This is a genomic window from Nonomuraea ceibae (assembly GCF_019396325.1).
Classification (GTDB): domain Bacteria; phylum Actinomycetota; class Actinomycetes; order Streptosporangiales; family Streptosporangiaceae; genus Nonomuraea; species Nonomuraea ceibae.
The window spans coordinates 26,998-39,211 of sequence record NZ_JAHKRO010000015.1; the positions used below are offsets into that span (position 1 = coordinate 26,998).

At 71.9% G+C, this 12,214-nt stretch carries 14 protein-coding genes; 11 read left to right on the forward strand and 3 right to left on the reverse strand.

Going from position 1 to position 12,214, the window contains the following annotated elements; translation table 11 throughout:
* Window positions 1-27 precede the first annotated feature (27 nt).
* The 6 genes from KME80_RS13070 to KME80_RS13095 all read left to right on the forward strand — a co-directional run bounded on the left by KME80_RS13070 (window position 28) and on the right by KME80_RS13095 (window position 4,954).
* Window positions 28-864: a 2,3,4,5-tetrahydropyridine-2,6-dicarboxylate N-succinyltransferase gene (locus tag KME80_RS13070; RefSeq protein ID WP_219504757.1), complete on the forward strand. Its 837-nt coding sequence runs from the start codon at window positions 28-30 to the stop codon at window positions 862-864.
* Entirely contained in the window at window positions 864-1,919 is a 1,056-nt protein-coding gene (gene dapE, locus KME80_RS13075; RefSeq protein WP_219504759.1) for a succinyl-diaminopimelate desuccinylase, read from the forward strand. Before KME80_RS13070 ends, dapE begins: the two co-directional genes overlap by 1 nt.
* Before the next feature lie 210 nt (window positions 1,920-2,129).
* On the forward strand, window positions 2,130-2,927 hold the full coding sequence (locus tag KME80_RS13080) for an LOG family protein (protein WP_219504761.1): 798 nt from the start codon (window positions 2,130-2,132) through the stop codon (window positions 2,925-2,927).
* Between the two features lie 11 nt (window positions 2,928-2,938).
* Window positions 2,939-3,523 (forward strand): LOG family protein, encoded by a 585-nt coding sequence (locus KME80_RS13085; protein WP_219504763.1) that lies wholly within the window; start codon window positions 2,939-2,941, stop codon window positions 3,521-3,523.
* 55 nt (window positions 3,524-3,578) lie between these two features.
* A complete protein-coding gene (locus tag KME80_RS13090) occupies window positions 3,579-4,397 on the forward strand; it encodes a hypothetical protein (protein WP_219504765.1) in 819 nt (272 codons plus the stop codon).
* Entirely contained in the window at window positions 4,394-4,954 is a 561-nt protein-coding gene (locus KME80_RS13095; RefSeq protein ID WP_219504767.1) for a DNA-3-methyladenine glycosylase I, read from the forward strand. The genes KME80_RS13090 and KME80_RS13095 overlap by 4 nt, the downstream gene beginning before the upstream one ends.
* Here the strand turns inward: KME80_RS13095 and KME80_RS13100 are convergent.
* Together KME80_RS13100 and KME80_RS13105 are read right to left on the reverse strand one after the other, a co-directional pair.
* Complete coding sequence (locus KME80_RS13100; protein ID WP_219504769.1) at window positions 4,939-5,718, reverse strand: enoyl-CoA hydratase-related protein; 780 nt, start codon at window positions 5,716-5,718, stop codon at window positions 4,939-4,941. The genes KME80_RS13095 and KME80_RS13100 overlap by 16 nt on opposite strands.
* Before the next feature lie 20 nt (window positions 5,719-5,738).
* Entirely contained in the window at window positions 5,739-6,515 is a 777-nt protein-coding gene (locus KME80_RS13105; protein WP_308125732.1) for a PaaX family transcriptional regulator, read from the reverse strand.
* A 181-nt stretch (window positions 6,516-6,696) separates the two neighbouring features.
* Between KME80_RS13105 and KME80_RS13110 the strand changes: the two genes are divergently transcribed.
* Together KME80_RS13110 and KME80_RS13115 are read left to right on the forward strand one after the other, a co-directional pair.
* A complete protein-coding gene (locus KME80_RS13110) occupies window positions 6,697-6,864 on the forward strand; it encodes a DUF3117 domain-containing protein (RefSeq protein ID WP_020545024.1) in 168 nt (55 codons plus the stop codon).
* 78 nt (window positions 6,865-6,942) lie between these two features.
* A complete protein-coding gene (locus KME80_RS13115) occupies window positions 6,943-8,352 on the forward strand; it encodes a leucyl aminopeptidase (RefSeq protein WP_219504773.1) in 1,410 nt (469 codons plus the stop codon).
* A 24-nt stretch (window positions 8,353-8,376) separates the two neighbouring features.
* Here KME80_RS13115 and KME80_RS13120 read toward each other — a convergent pair whose 3' ends face one another.
* The gene (locus KME80_RS13120) at window positions 8,377-9,015 is read right to left on the reverse strand and encodes an O-methyltransferase (protein ID WP_219504775.1); all 639 of its coding nucleotides are present in this window, start codon (window positions 9,013-9,015) and stop codon (window positions 8,377-8,379) included.
* A gap of 161 nt (window positions 9,016-9,176) precedes the next feature.
* On the opposite strand from KME80_RS13120, the gene sigE reads away from it, so the two are divergent.
* From sigE to KME80_RS13135, 3 genes are all read left to right on the forward strand, one after another.
* Window positions 9,177-9,818 (forward strand): RNA polymerase sigma factor SigE, encoded by a 642-nt coding sequence (gene sigE / locus KME80_RS13125; protein WP_219504778.1) that lies wholly within the window; start codon window positions 9,177-9,179, stop codon window positions 9,816-9,818.
* 1 nt (window position 9,819) lies between these two features.
* Window positions 9,820-10,347, forward strand: coding sequence for an anti-sigma factor family protein (locus KME80_RS13130; protein ID WP_219504780.1), 528 nt, complete (start codon window positions 9,820-9,822; stop codon window positions 10,345-10,347).
* A 164-nt stretch (window positions 10,348-10,511) separates the two neighbouring features.
* A complete protein-coding gene (locus tag KME80_RS13135) occupies window positions 10,512-12,185 on the forward strand; it encodes a S1C family serine protease (RefSeq protein ID WP_246644766.1) in 1,674 nt (557 codons plus the stop codon).
* Window positions 12,186-12,214: the final 29 nt, after the last annotated feature.

The window sequence follows — 12,214 nt, forward strand, 5'->3', positions numbered from 1 at the left end:
CTACCCGGCCAGATAGGCTCCGTGGCCATGACAGACGTGAGCACCATGTCACCGTTGCCGGCGGTGATCGACGAGCTGTGGGAGCGTCGTGCGGAGTTGTCGGCTGCTGACGCGGAGGCGCGCCACGCGGTGGTCGCCGCCGTGGACCTGCTCGACACCGGCAAGGCCCGCGTCGCCCAGGTGACCGGCGACGGCCTGGTGGCGGTCGACGAGCGGGCCAAACGGGCGATCCTGCTGAGCTTCAAGGTGCTCGGCATGGCCAGGTCCCAGGTGGGCGACTTCCAGCACCACGACCGGGTGCCGCTCAAGAGCACCTTCGACGGCGTGCGGGTGGTGCCGGGCGCGATCGCACGCTGGGGCTCCTACCTGGCTCCGGGCGTGGTGCTCATGCCGTCGTTCACCAACATCGGCGCGTACGTGGACTCCGGAACCATGGTCGACACCTGGGCCACGGTCGGCTCGTGCGCGCAGATCGGCCGCGACGTCCACCTGTCGGGCGGCGTCGGCATCGGCGGCGTGCTGGAGCCCCCGAACGCCGTCCCGGTCGTGGTCGAGGACGAGGCGCTGATCGGCAGCCGCGCGATGATCGTCGAAGGGGCCCGGGTGGGCCGCGGCGCGGTCGTCGGAGCGGGCACGATCCTGTCGGCCTCCATGCCCGTCATCGACGTCCACACCGGCGAGGAGCTCGGCCGCGGCCGCGTCCCCGACTGGTGCGTGGCCGTGGGCGGCACCCGTCAGAAGGAGTTCCCCGGTGGCACGTTCGGCCTGCCGTGCGTGCTCGTGCTCAAGCGTCTGGAGCCGGGGCAGCGGCACGACAAGGCAGCGCTCAACGACGTGCTGCGCGAACACGGAGTGAACACCTGATGCTCGACCTCACCCAGGACGTACGCACACTGACCGCCCGCATCGTCGACGTCGAGTCGGTGAGCGGCGCCGAACAGGCCCTCGCGGCCCAGGTCGAGCAGGCGCTGACCGCGCTGCCCCACCTGAAGGTCGACCGGTCCGGGCAGACCGTCGTCGCCCGCACCGAGCTCGGCCACGCCGAGCGGGTGCTGATCGCCGGCCACCTCGACACCGTCCCCGTCGCCGCCAACCTGCCCAGCCGCGTCGACGGCGACCTCCTGTACGGGTGCGGCACGTCCGACATGAAGGCCGGGGTGGCCGTCGCGCTCAAGCTGGCCGCCACGGTGCCCGCCCCCGTGCGCGACGTCACGTACGTCTTCTACGACTGCGAGGAGATCGAGGCCGACCGCAACGGCCTCACCCGCGTCGCCCGCGACCACCCCGACTGGCTCGCCGCCGACTTCGCGGTGCTGATGGAGCCCACCGACGGCGTCATCGAGGGCGGCTGCCAGGGCACGCTGCGCGCCGACGTCGTCGTGCCCGGCAAGCGCTCCCACAGCGCCAGGTCGTGGTACGGCATCAACGCCATCCACCGCGCCGAGCCGATCCTGGCCAGGCTCAACGCGTACGAGGCGCGGCTGCCGGTGGTCGACGGGCTGGAGTACCACGAGGGGCTCAACGCCGTCGGCGTCCGCGGCGGCGTCGCCGGCAACGTGATCCCCGACGAGTGCGTGGTCACCGTCAACTACCGTTTCGCCCCCGACCTCACGATCGAGCAGGCGCAGGAGCACGTGCGCGACGTCTTCGACGGGTACGAGGTCCGCTTCGTCGACGCGGCGCCCGGGGCGCGGCCCGGCCTGACGCACCCGGTGGCCGCCGCGTTCACCGCCGCCGTGGGCGGCACCCCGAGGGCCAAGCTCGGCTGGACGGACGTGGCGCGCTTCTCCGCGCTCGGCGTGCCTGCCGTCAACTACGGCCCCGGCGACCCCAACCTGGCGCACCAGCAGGGCGAATACGTGTCGCTGACGCGGATCGTGGAGAGCGAGCAGGCGATGCGCACCTGGCTGACGACCTGACACCCGGCAGACAACATGAAAGTGGCTCTCCTCGCCGGCCATTTGGCGGGGAGAGCCACTTTCAGTCCCGAGCAGCACCCTCGCCGGTTAGACGCAGGGTCCGCGAAATTCGGTTCCAGGTTTCCCGGGAAGTTTTTCAAGATTCTTCCGAGCCGGGTAGACGTGGAGTTCGGGCACGATCCGCACCACACGAAGGGCTAGCGTGAACTCATGAAATCAACCCGCCGGGAAAGGCGTCAGGGGCAGGCGGTCGTACGCGGCGACATGGTCCCCTCCTCCACCCACGACCAGCGGCTGCTCGCCCGACAGGGCCCGGCCGACTGGGTGCACATGGACCCGTGGCGGGTGCTGCGCATCCAGTCGGAGTTCGTCGAGGGCTTCGGCCAGCTCGCCGAGCTGCCCAGGGCCGTCACCGTGTTCGGCTCCGCCAGGACCCCCGGCGACTCGCCCGAGTACGCGGCCGGCCGCGCCCTCGGCAGCGCGCTGGCCAAGGCCGGCTACGCCGTCATCACCGGCGGCGGGCCCGGCGTCATGGAGGCGGCCAACCGCGGCGCCTCCGAGGTCGACGGCGGCGTGTCGGTCGGGCTCGGCATCGAGCTGCCCTTCGAACAGCGCATGAACGACTACGTGGACCTCGGCATCGAGTTCCGCTACTTCTTCGTGCGCAAGACCATGTTCGTCAAGTACTCCTGCGGCTTCATCGCCCTGCCCGGCGGCTTCGGCACGCTCGACGAGCTGTTCGAGGCGCTGACGCTGGTCCAGACGCACAAGGTCACCTCCTTCCCCGTCGTGCTCATGGGCAGCGAATACTGGGGCGGCCTGATCGAATGGATCAAGGGCACGCTGCTCGGCACCGGCAAGATCGCGCCGCAGGACCTCGACCTGATCACCGTCACCGACGACGTGGACGAGGCCGTCAGCATCATCGTCGAAGCCGACCGGGCCCGCTCCCAGCAACGCGAGGAGGAGATCCGGGCCACCCAGTCGCAGGTCGCCGAGCCGCAATAGGCTGGCTCCTCGTGAACATCTGCGTCTACTGCTCCTCCAGCCAGAACATCGACGGCAAGTACCTCCGCCTCGCCTCCGACGTGGGCACCGAGCTCGCCAAGCGCGGCCACACGCTGGTGAGCGGAGGCGCCACCGTGTCCTGCATGGGCGCCGTCACCACCGCCGCCCGCGCCGCCGGCGGCCACACCGTCGGCGTCATCCCCCAGGTGCTCGTCGACATCGAGGTCGCCGACCGCGACTCCGACGAGCTGATCATCACCGCCGACATGCGCGAGCGCAAAGGCGTCATGGACGCCAGGTCCGACGCCTTCCTCGTCCTCCCCGGCGGCATCGGCACGCTGGAGGAGCTGTTCGAGATCTGGACCGCGCGGGTGCTCGGCATCCACGACCGGCCGCTGGTCATCCTCGACCCGTGGGGCCTCTACGGGCCGCTCAAGGAGCTGATCGTCGGCATGCACGACGCCGGGTTCACCCGCGCCGGGGTTTTCGACGCCATCGCCTGGACCACCACCCTGGAAGAGGCGTTCGACCAGCTCGAAGGCCGTGCCACCCCCGTCAGGCCGAGCGTCGCCGAGCTCGGAGAGGCCGTCGGCTGAGCGGGATGCGGCAAGTGCGGGACTCATGCCTCCGTGGTATGAGTACGATGCCAATGTGCTGGTCATACTCGCCATTGCCGCGCTCGCCATCCTGGCCTGCGTGGTGCTGGTCTCCCTCGGCAGGGGCGGTGAGCTGACCGAGTTCCCGCCGGACGTGCCGCCGCTCAACCTTCCCGAAGCCGGCAAGCTCACCGCCGTCGACTTCATGGCGCTGCGGCTGCCCGTCAACCTCGTCGGCTACCACACGCAGTCCGTCGACGAGACCCTGCGCCGGGCCGCCAACGCGATCAGCGCCCGCGACACGCGGATCGCCGTGCTGGAGCAGCGGGTGTCGGAGCTGCTGTCGAGCCGGTTGCACGCGCGCCAGGAGGTCTACGCGGCCCCCGGCGCCGGCCTCCGCACCGACCACGAGCCCCCGGCCGCCCCCCACACCCTCCCCGACCCGGACCCCACACCATCGCCCGCCACCGTGACGGCCTCCGAGGAGCCCGCCCCCGGTGAGGGCGCCGCCGCAGGGGAGGCCGTGAGCGCCTCCCCGGCGGAGCCCCCCGTTCCCGGTGAGGCGGCTGTCCCGGAAGAGACCGCTTCCACAGGGGAGGACGTCGCGCACGACGCCGAGCCGCCCGCGCCCGCCGAGCCGCCCGCGCCCGCCGAGCCGTCGGCGTCCGGCGAAGCCGCGAGCGCCCCCGTGGAGCCCGCCGCCTCCGACGAGGCCGCCGACGAGGTCGCCGTCCCTGGTGAGGGGGCCACCGCGTCCGGCGAGGTCACGTACGTCGACGGGGTGGACGGCGCGGAGCGGGCCGGAGGCGGTCCGGCGCAGAACGGCGAGGGGGAGACGGTGCGGGTGGCGCGGGACGGGGACGAGCGGGCGTGAGCGAGGTGATCCGCTGCTCGTGGACGGGGATGACGGACCCGGTCTACATCGCCTACCACGACGAGGAGTGGGGCCGCCCGGTGCGCGGCGACGACGGGGTGTTCGAGCGCGTGACGCTGGAGGCGTTCCAGTCGGGCCTGTCGTGGCTGACGATCCTGCGCAAGCGGGAGAACTTCCGCCGGGCCTTCGACGGGTTCTCGATCCCGAAGGTGGCGGGCTACACGGACAAGGACGTGGAGCGGCTGCTGGGCGATCCGGGGATCGTGCGCAACCGGGCCAAGGTGGAGGCGGCGATCGGCAACGCGCGGGCGGCGCTGGAGCTGCCGGACGGCATTTCCGAGCTGGTCTGGAAGTATGCCGATCCCGACTCGCCGGTGCCCGCGTCGATGGCCGACGTGCCCGCCGTCACCCCGGCGTCCAAAGCGCTGGCCAAGGAGCTGAAGGGGCGCGGCTTCAGGTTCGTCGGGCCGACCACCGCCTATGCGTTGATGCAGGCGATCGGCCTGGTCAACGATCACATCGAGGGCTGTGTGGCGAGGAGTCAGGCGGGCCGGTGAAAGACGGGGCGTTCCTTGTTGAGGAACGCCTTGGTGGCGGCCAGGTGGTCGTCGGTGGCGACGCATTCGTCCTGGAGGTCGGCTTCCAGGGCGAGCGATTCGGGCAGCGAGTGCGTCGCGGCGTGGGCGAGTGCGCGCTTGGTGGCGGCGTACGCCTGGGTGGGTCCTTGCGCGAGGCGGGCGGCCAGGTCGGCGGCGGCCTCGGCAAGCGCGTCGGCGGGGACGACGCGGTTGACCAGGCCGAGCTCCAGGGCGCGGGCGGCGTCGATGGGCTCGCCGAGCAGCATGATCTCGGTGGCGCGGCCGAGGCCGACCAGGCGTTGCAGCGTCCAGGAGGCGCCGGAGTCGGGCGCGAGCGCGATGCCGGCGAAGGCGAGCGCGAACTTGGCCTTGTCGGAGGCGACGCGCAGGTCGCAGGCGAAGGCGAGGGAGGCTCCCGCCCCGGCGGCGACGCCGTTGACGGCGGCCACGACGGGCTTGGGCATGGTGGTGATGAGCTCGACGATCGGGTTGTAGTGCCGGCGCACGGTGTCGGCGAGGCCGCGGCCGGCGTCGAGGTTGGCGGCGTGCTCGCGCAGGTCCTGGCCGGCGCAGAAGGCGCGGCCTGAGCCGGTGAGCAGGACGGCGCGGACGCCGGGGTCGGCGGCGGCCTTCCGGAGCGCGTCGAGGAGCGCTTCCTTGAGGCCGGCGGTCAGCGAGTTCATGGCGTCGGGGCGGTCGAGCGTGATGGCGGCGACGGCGTCGCGCACGTCATAGCGGATCAAGGCGTCTCCCTCAGCGGCGGTCAATGCATCTCCCTGTCGACGAACGCGGCGGCCGTGGGCAGCAGCCGGGCGGCCTCCTGCTCGAAGTAGGCGCGGGCCTTCTCGCCCGGCCAGCCGGCCGGCAGCAGTTCGGGCGGCAGGCCGGGGTCGCGGAACAGGAAGTTGCGCCATCCGTGCACGAGCCTGCTCCTGGTGGCGAACACCCGGTCGGGCGGGGCCCCGTCGGGCAGGGCGCTGATCAGCGTGACAGCCTCGGCGTGCCATTGCTCGTACGCCTCGCCGATGGCGGTCAGATCCCAGGCGCGGGAGACCAGCTCGCACGGGTCGCCTTCGAGCGCGGCGTCGAACCGGTCGGCGCGCACGCCCTCGGCGTCCAGCAGGTTGTCCAGCTCGGCGGAGGAGTGCGGGCCGATCCAGGTCGTCTCGGACAGCGCGGCGTAGCCGAGGAACGTCAGCTCGGCCCTGATCCGCTCGCGGCGCGCCCGGTCTCTCACGGAGCCGAAAACGATCACGTGCCAGCGGCCGTGCCAGGTCACCGTCCCGGCTCGGTAAATTCTCAGCGCCGCCTCGTCCAGCCGTCTGACGCACTTCGGAGTGAGCCCGTACCCGGGTCCCCGGGGCAGTTTGACGGGCCGCAGCCAGCCCTGCCTGACCATGCGCGAAACGGCGGTACGCACGGCGGGAGCGGCGATTTCCAGCGGTCGCATGAGGCGGACGAGAGCGGCCACGGACGCCTGCCCACCGCGTGAGCGCAGGTGGTCTCCATACAGGTCGAACAGGGCGGCGCGTGCATGCACGAAGTCCAGTTTGGCTGCCTTCGCCCCCCTGGACAACGCATTCTGGGAGGAGATCGTTACCCATGAGGGCTCTCGATGCGGGAGAATAGGACATCACAGAAGACGTGAATGCGCCGACCACCCCCCACGGGCGGTCGGAAATCGCGGGCCGCGGGAGCCCAAGGCAGGAAGGGATGCACGCATGGCGGCGATGAAGCCGCGGACCGGCGATGGTCCGCTCGAGGTCACCAAGGAAGGGCGCGGCATTGTCATGCGGGTCCCCCTGGAGGGCGGCGGCCGGCTCGTCGTGGAGATCTCCGCCGACGAGGCGAAGGCCCTCGGCGAGGCGTTGAAGAACGTCGTCGGCTGAGAGATCCCGGGACAGGTTTGACCCACGACCCTGGCGTACGCCCGTCGCCAGGGTCGCTGACGTTGGAGGAGAGCGAACGTGCCCATTGAGACCGCTGCGTCGGTGGTCGCCGAGGTTCCCGCGGACGCCGCGTTGCTGGCCGTCCCGTACTCGGCGGACCTGGACCCGCCGGCCGTGGTCGACCTGCGCGTGCCGGTCGCGGGGCTGTTCGCCCACTACGAGGCCAAGGGCGAGGCCGGCGAGATCGTCGAGGTTCCCGTAGCGCGCGGCGACGGCGTCGGCCGCGTGCTCCTCTACGGCGTGGGCGACGGTTCGCCGCGCGCCCTGCGCAAGGCCGCGGCCACGCTGACCCGCCGCGTGCGCGGCCAGGACGAGCTCGTGGTGCTGACGCCCGAGGGCGACGTGACGGCGTTCGCCGAGGCCGCGCTGCTGGCGGCCTACTCCTTCAAGATCGGCGCGCCGGGCAGGCAGCCGGTGGCGGCGCTGACGTTCGCGGGCGCCGACGAGGGCCAGGTGCGGCGCGGCGAGAGCGTGGCGCGGGCCGTGGCGCTCGCCCGCGACCTGGCCAACACGCCGTCGTCGGTGAAGAACCCGGCCTGGCTCGCCGACCGCGCCGCCGAGCAGGGCCTGCCGGTGCGCGTGTGGGACGAGGAGGCGCTGCGGGCCGAGGGGTTCGGCGGCATCCTGGGGGTCGGCCAGGGCTCGGCCAGCCCGCCGCGGCTCATCCAGCTCTCCTACACGCCCGCCGAGCCGGCCGCGCGGCACGTGGTGCTGGTGGGCAAGGGCATCACGTTCGACTCGGGCGGCCTGTCGCTCAAGCCGACCGACAACATGAAGACGCAGAAGACGGACATGGCGGGCGGCGCCGTGGTGATCGCCGTCCTCGGCGCGCTGGCCCGGCTGGGCGCGCCCGTGCGCGTCACCGGCCTGATCGCCGCCGCCGAGAACATGCCGTCCGGCACCGCCCAGCGGCCCAGCGACGTCATCAGGCAGTACGGCGGCCGCACGGTCGAGGTGCTCAACACCGACGCCGAGGGCAGGCTGGTGCTGGCCGACGCGCTCGCCTACGCCGACGCCGAGCTCGACCCGGACGTGGTCGTCGACATCGCCACGCTGACCGGCGCGATGAGCGTGGCGCTCGGGCGCAACGTCGGCGGCCTCTACGCCACCGACGACGAGCTGGCCGGCCAGCTCGTGGCGGCCGGGCGGGAGAGCGACGACAGGCTGTGGCGGATGCCGCTGATCGACGACTACGCCGACGGGCTGCGCTCGTCGGTGGCGGACCTGGCCAACATCGAGGTCGGCTCCACCTACGGGGCCGGGTCGATCACGGCGGCGCTGTTCCTGCGGGAGTTCGCCGGGAAGCGGCCCTGGGCCCACCTGGACATCGCGGGCGTGGGGCGCAGCACGGTCGACGAGGGCGTGCTGACCAAGGGCGCCACAGGCTTCGGCGTGCGGGTGCTCCTGGAGTGGCTGACCCGCTCCTGACGGCCCGTACGGAGCGCGTACGGGCTAGTCGGCGATCTTGATGGCGGCGAGCAGGCCGTCGCCGAGCGGCATGAGCACCGAGCGCAGCCGGTCGTCGGTCTGCACCAGCTTGCCCAGCTCGCGCAGTGAGACCGTGTCGGGGTCGCGCTGGGCGGGGTCGGCGACCCGGTTGTGCCACAGCACGTTGTCGAAGGCGACGATGCCGCCCACGCGCAGCAGGCGCACCGCCTCGGCCAGGTAGTCGGCGTACTCCTGCTTGGCGGCGTCGGCGAAGACCAGGTCGTAGCCGCCGTCGGACAGGCGGGGCAGCACGTCGAGCGCGCGGCCGGCGATCAGCCGCACCCGGCCGCCGGAGAACCCGGCCTCGGCGAACGCTTGCCGGGCCAGCCGCTGGTGCTCGGGCTCGACGTCGACGCTGGTCAGCGTGCCGTCGGAGCGCATGCCTCGCAGCAGCCAGAGCCCCGAGACGCCGCAGCCGGTGCCGACCTCGACGACCGACTTGGCGTTGACCGCCGTGGCGAGGAAGCACAACGCCGCGCCGCCGCCGGGAAGGATGGGCGTGGCGCCCATCTCCAGCCCGCGCTGCCGCGCCGCGTGCAAGATCTCATCTTCCTGATGGAACTGCTCCGCATAGGCCAGAGTGGCCTCTACCGGACTGGTCATCGGCCTCCTCCCCCCACTTTCGTGCGATTGGTCACCGATCGCAGCCTAGGGGAGACACGCCGGGACGGGAACTCAGGAGGCCCCCGAGGCGTTGCAGGTTTAAACGGGCTTTGCCGGTCCTGAAGGCAGCCAGTGCGCATGAAGGGACAAAACCAGGCACTATGGCGGTAGCGGTGGTCCCAAAGAGAGGAGTTCTGGTGGACGAAAGTGACCACCAGGCCGAGACTCCGACGAGCATGTCCGAATCCGACTGGACTCCCCCCACATGGGAGGAAGTAGTGCGGACGCATTCCGCACGCGTCTATCGCCTGGCTTACCGCCTGACCGGCAACGTCCACGACGCCGAGGACCTCACCCAGGAGGTCTTCGTCCGCGTCTTCAGGTCGCTGTCGAGTTACACCCCGGGCACGTTCGAAGGCTGGCTGCACCGGATCACGACCAACCTGTTCCTCGACATGGCGCGGCGCAAGCAGCGCATCAGGTTCGAGGGGCTGGCCGACGACGCGGCGGAGCGACTCCGTGGCCGCGAGCCGTCGCCGGCGCAGGCGTTCGACGACGCGCACCTCGAGCCGGACATCCAGGCCGCGCTCGACGCGCTCGCCCCGGAGTTCCGGGCCGCGATCGTGCTGTGTGACATCGAGGGCCTGTCGTATGAGGAGATCGCGGCCACGCTCAGCGTCAAGCTGGGCACGGTCCGGAGCCGCATTCATCGTGGCCGGGCGCAGTTGCGGGAGGCGCTCGACCATCGGGCTCCCCGTAATTCCCAACTCCCCCCGACCGTTACCCGTGGGGAGGAAGTCTGATATGGCTCATCTTGGAGAACGCGTATCCGCGCTGGTCGACGGAGAACTCGGCCACGCCGATCGTGAGCGCGCGCTCGCGCATCTGACATTCTGCGCTGACTGCAGGCGGGAGGTCGAGTCGGTGCGGGCGCTGAAGTCGCGCCTGCGCTCGCTCGACGGCCCGTCGATGCCGGCCGACCTCACCATGTCGCTGCTGCGCATGGCCGAGCCGGGCGGCCCGTTGCCGCCCCGCGAGCGGCCGTTCCCGGCCCGGACGTTCGGAGGTGTGCCGATCCCGGGCCCGCACAGCATCGCCCCTTTGGACAACAGGCCCCGCAGGGGCGCCAGTGGTGGCGCTTCTTCGGGGCCGGGCCGAGGCGCTAGGCGGCGCACCGCGTACGTGGCCGTCAGCGTGGTCTCGGCGGCCGTGGCGCTCGGCACGTTCTTCGCCGTGTCGGGCGGCGGCCAGACCACCGCGCCTCCGGTCGAGCTCGTCAAGCGGGTGCAGAACTCGCCCTCGACCGCGCAGACGAGCGCGCCCACGCCTTGACCGGTTCGCTCCTGGGATACTCGGGATGGCGTAGTCCATGGCGTGGTGGGCATACGATCTGAGATCGGGATTTGTCGGGCGATTTTGCTGACAATTGCTTTACGACTCTCGTATGCCGATCACGCCATGATTGCGGTGTCCGAGCAAGGAGTGGTGAGTAGTAGATGACCGACGAGACGCGCCCCGACGATGGACGCACGCCGTCGGACAACCCTGATCCACAGGGGCGGCCGGAGTTCCTGCCCGCCGGCGACCAGCCGGAGCGGCGGCCCGAGCCGGGCTGGGGCGCACCGTCGGGCGAGCCCGGCGACACCACGATCTACGGCTCCCCGCCGCACACGTTCGGCTCTCCGGAGTTCGGTTCACCGGAGTTCGGCTCGCCTGAGGGGGTCAGGGGCGACACACGCGCCTACGAGACCCCCTCCTTCGGTTTCGGCAACCCGGGCGGCGAAGGCCCCTCCTACGCCCCTCCGGGCCCCGAGAGGCCGCCCTACGGGCTCAGCAGCCCCAGCGGCGAAAGCCCCGCCTACGGCTTCGCCAGCCCCAGCGGCGAGAATCCCTCGTTCGGCTTCGGCAACCCCGGCGGCGAAGGCCCGGCGTTCGGCCGGCACGGCACGCCGCCCCCGCCCCAGCGCGCGCTCGGCATGGGCGCCGGATGGGCGCCGCCTCCCGGCGGGTTCGGCGGCGGCGCGATGGCGCTGCCCCGGCGCGGGCCCAGCACCTCGTTCCTGATCGTGCTCGCCGTCGTCATCGCGCTCGTGGCCTCCCTGCTCGGCAGCGTCGGCACGTACCTGCTGACCAGGCCGGGCAGCGGCACCGACCCGAGCTTCAACCTCGGCGCCGCGCCCACCGGCAACACCAACAGGCCGCCCGAGTCGGTGGCCGGGGTGGCCTCGCGGGTGCTGCCCAGCGTGGTGTCGCTGGAGGTCGGCAACGTCGGCAACACCGAGGGCGCCTCGGGCTCCGGCTTCCTGATCAAGGACGGCTACGTGGTGACCAACAACCACGTGGTCGCGCTCGCGGCCAAGGGCGGCGAGATCAAGATCCAGTTCAACAACCGCAAGACCACCACGGCCCGCATCGTCGGCCGTGACCCCGGCTCCGACCTGGCCGTGGTCAAGCCGGAGGAGACGTTCGGCACCCCGGAGATCCGGCTCGGCAACTCCGAGGAGGTCGTCGTGGGCGACCCGGTCATCGCGATCGGCTCACCGCTGGGCCTGACCGGCACGGTCACCACCGGCATCGTCAGCTCGCTCAACCGGCCCGTGATCGCGGGCGACGAGAGCGGCGCCACGGGCGAGGAGCCCGCGTACATCAGCGCCATCCAGACCGACGCCGCCATCAACCCGGGCAACTCCGGCGGCCCGCTGGTCAACGCCAGGGGCGAGGTCGTCGGCGTCAACTCGGCGATCGCCACGCTGAGCCGGTCGGTCACCAGCCAGAGCGGCAGCATCGGCCTCGGCTTCGCCATCCCGGTCAACCAGGCCCGCCGCGTCGCGCAGGAGCTCGTCACCACCGGCAAGGCCAAGCGGCCCAAGATCGGCATCGTGCTCGACCCCGAGTGGCGGGGCGAGGGCGTCCGCATCGCCTCCGGCAACCGCAGCGGCCGCCCGCCGGTCGACGCCGGCGGCCCCGCCGAGAAGGCCGGCCTCAAGGCGGGCGACGTGATCCTGGAGGTCGACGGCCTGCGCCTGCAGGACGGCAACGAGCTCATCGCGCTGATCCGCAGCAAGGCGCCCGGCTCCAAGATCGAGATCAAGTACGAGCGCGACGACCAGGAGCACATCGCGACCCTCGTGGTCAGCGCCGACGAGGAACCCGTGCCCACCCCGTCCTGACGCGGGTGCCGACCGCTTCGCAGGAGCCC

Excerpts from the sequence above, each read along its gene's own strand:
- KME80_RS13135 (WP_246644766.1), top strand. The coding sequence starts at position 10,512 with ATGACCGACGAGACGCGCCCCGACGATGGACGCACGCCGTCGGACAAC.
- KME80_RS13070 (WP_219504757.1), top strand. The coding sequence starts at position 28 with ATGACAGACGTGAGCACCATGTCACCGTTGCCGGCGGTGATCGACGAG.
- dapE (WP_219504759.1), top strand. The coding sequence starts at position 864 with ATGCTCGACCTCACCCAGGACGTACGCACACTGACCGCCCGCATCGTC.
- KME80_RS13110 (WP_020545024.1), top strand. The coding sequence starts at position 6,697 with ATGGCGGCGATGAAGCCGCGGACCGGCGATGGTCCGCTCGAGGTCACC.
- sigE (WP_219504778.1), top strand. The coding sequence starts at position 9,177 with ATGGCGGTAGCGGTGGTCCCAAAGAGAGGAGTTCTGGTGGACGAAAGT.
- KME80_RS13130 (WP_219504780.1), top strand. The coding sequence starts at position 9,820 with ATGGCTCATCTTGGAGAACGCGTATCCGCGCTGGTCGACGGAGAACTC.
- KME80_RS13120 (WP_219504775.1), bottom strand. The coding sequence starts at position 9,015 with ATGACCAGTCCGGTAGAGGCCACTCTGGCCTATGCGGAGCAGTTCCAT.
- KME80_RS13080 (WP_219504761.1), top strand. The coding sequence starts at position 2,130 with ATGAAATCAACCCGCCGGGAAAGGCGTCAGGGGCAGGCGGTCGTACGC.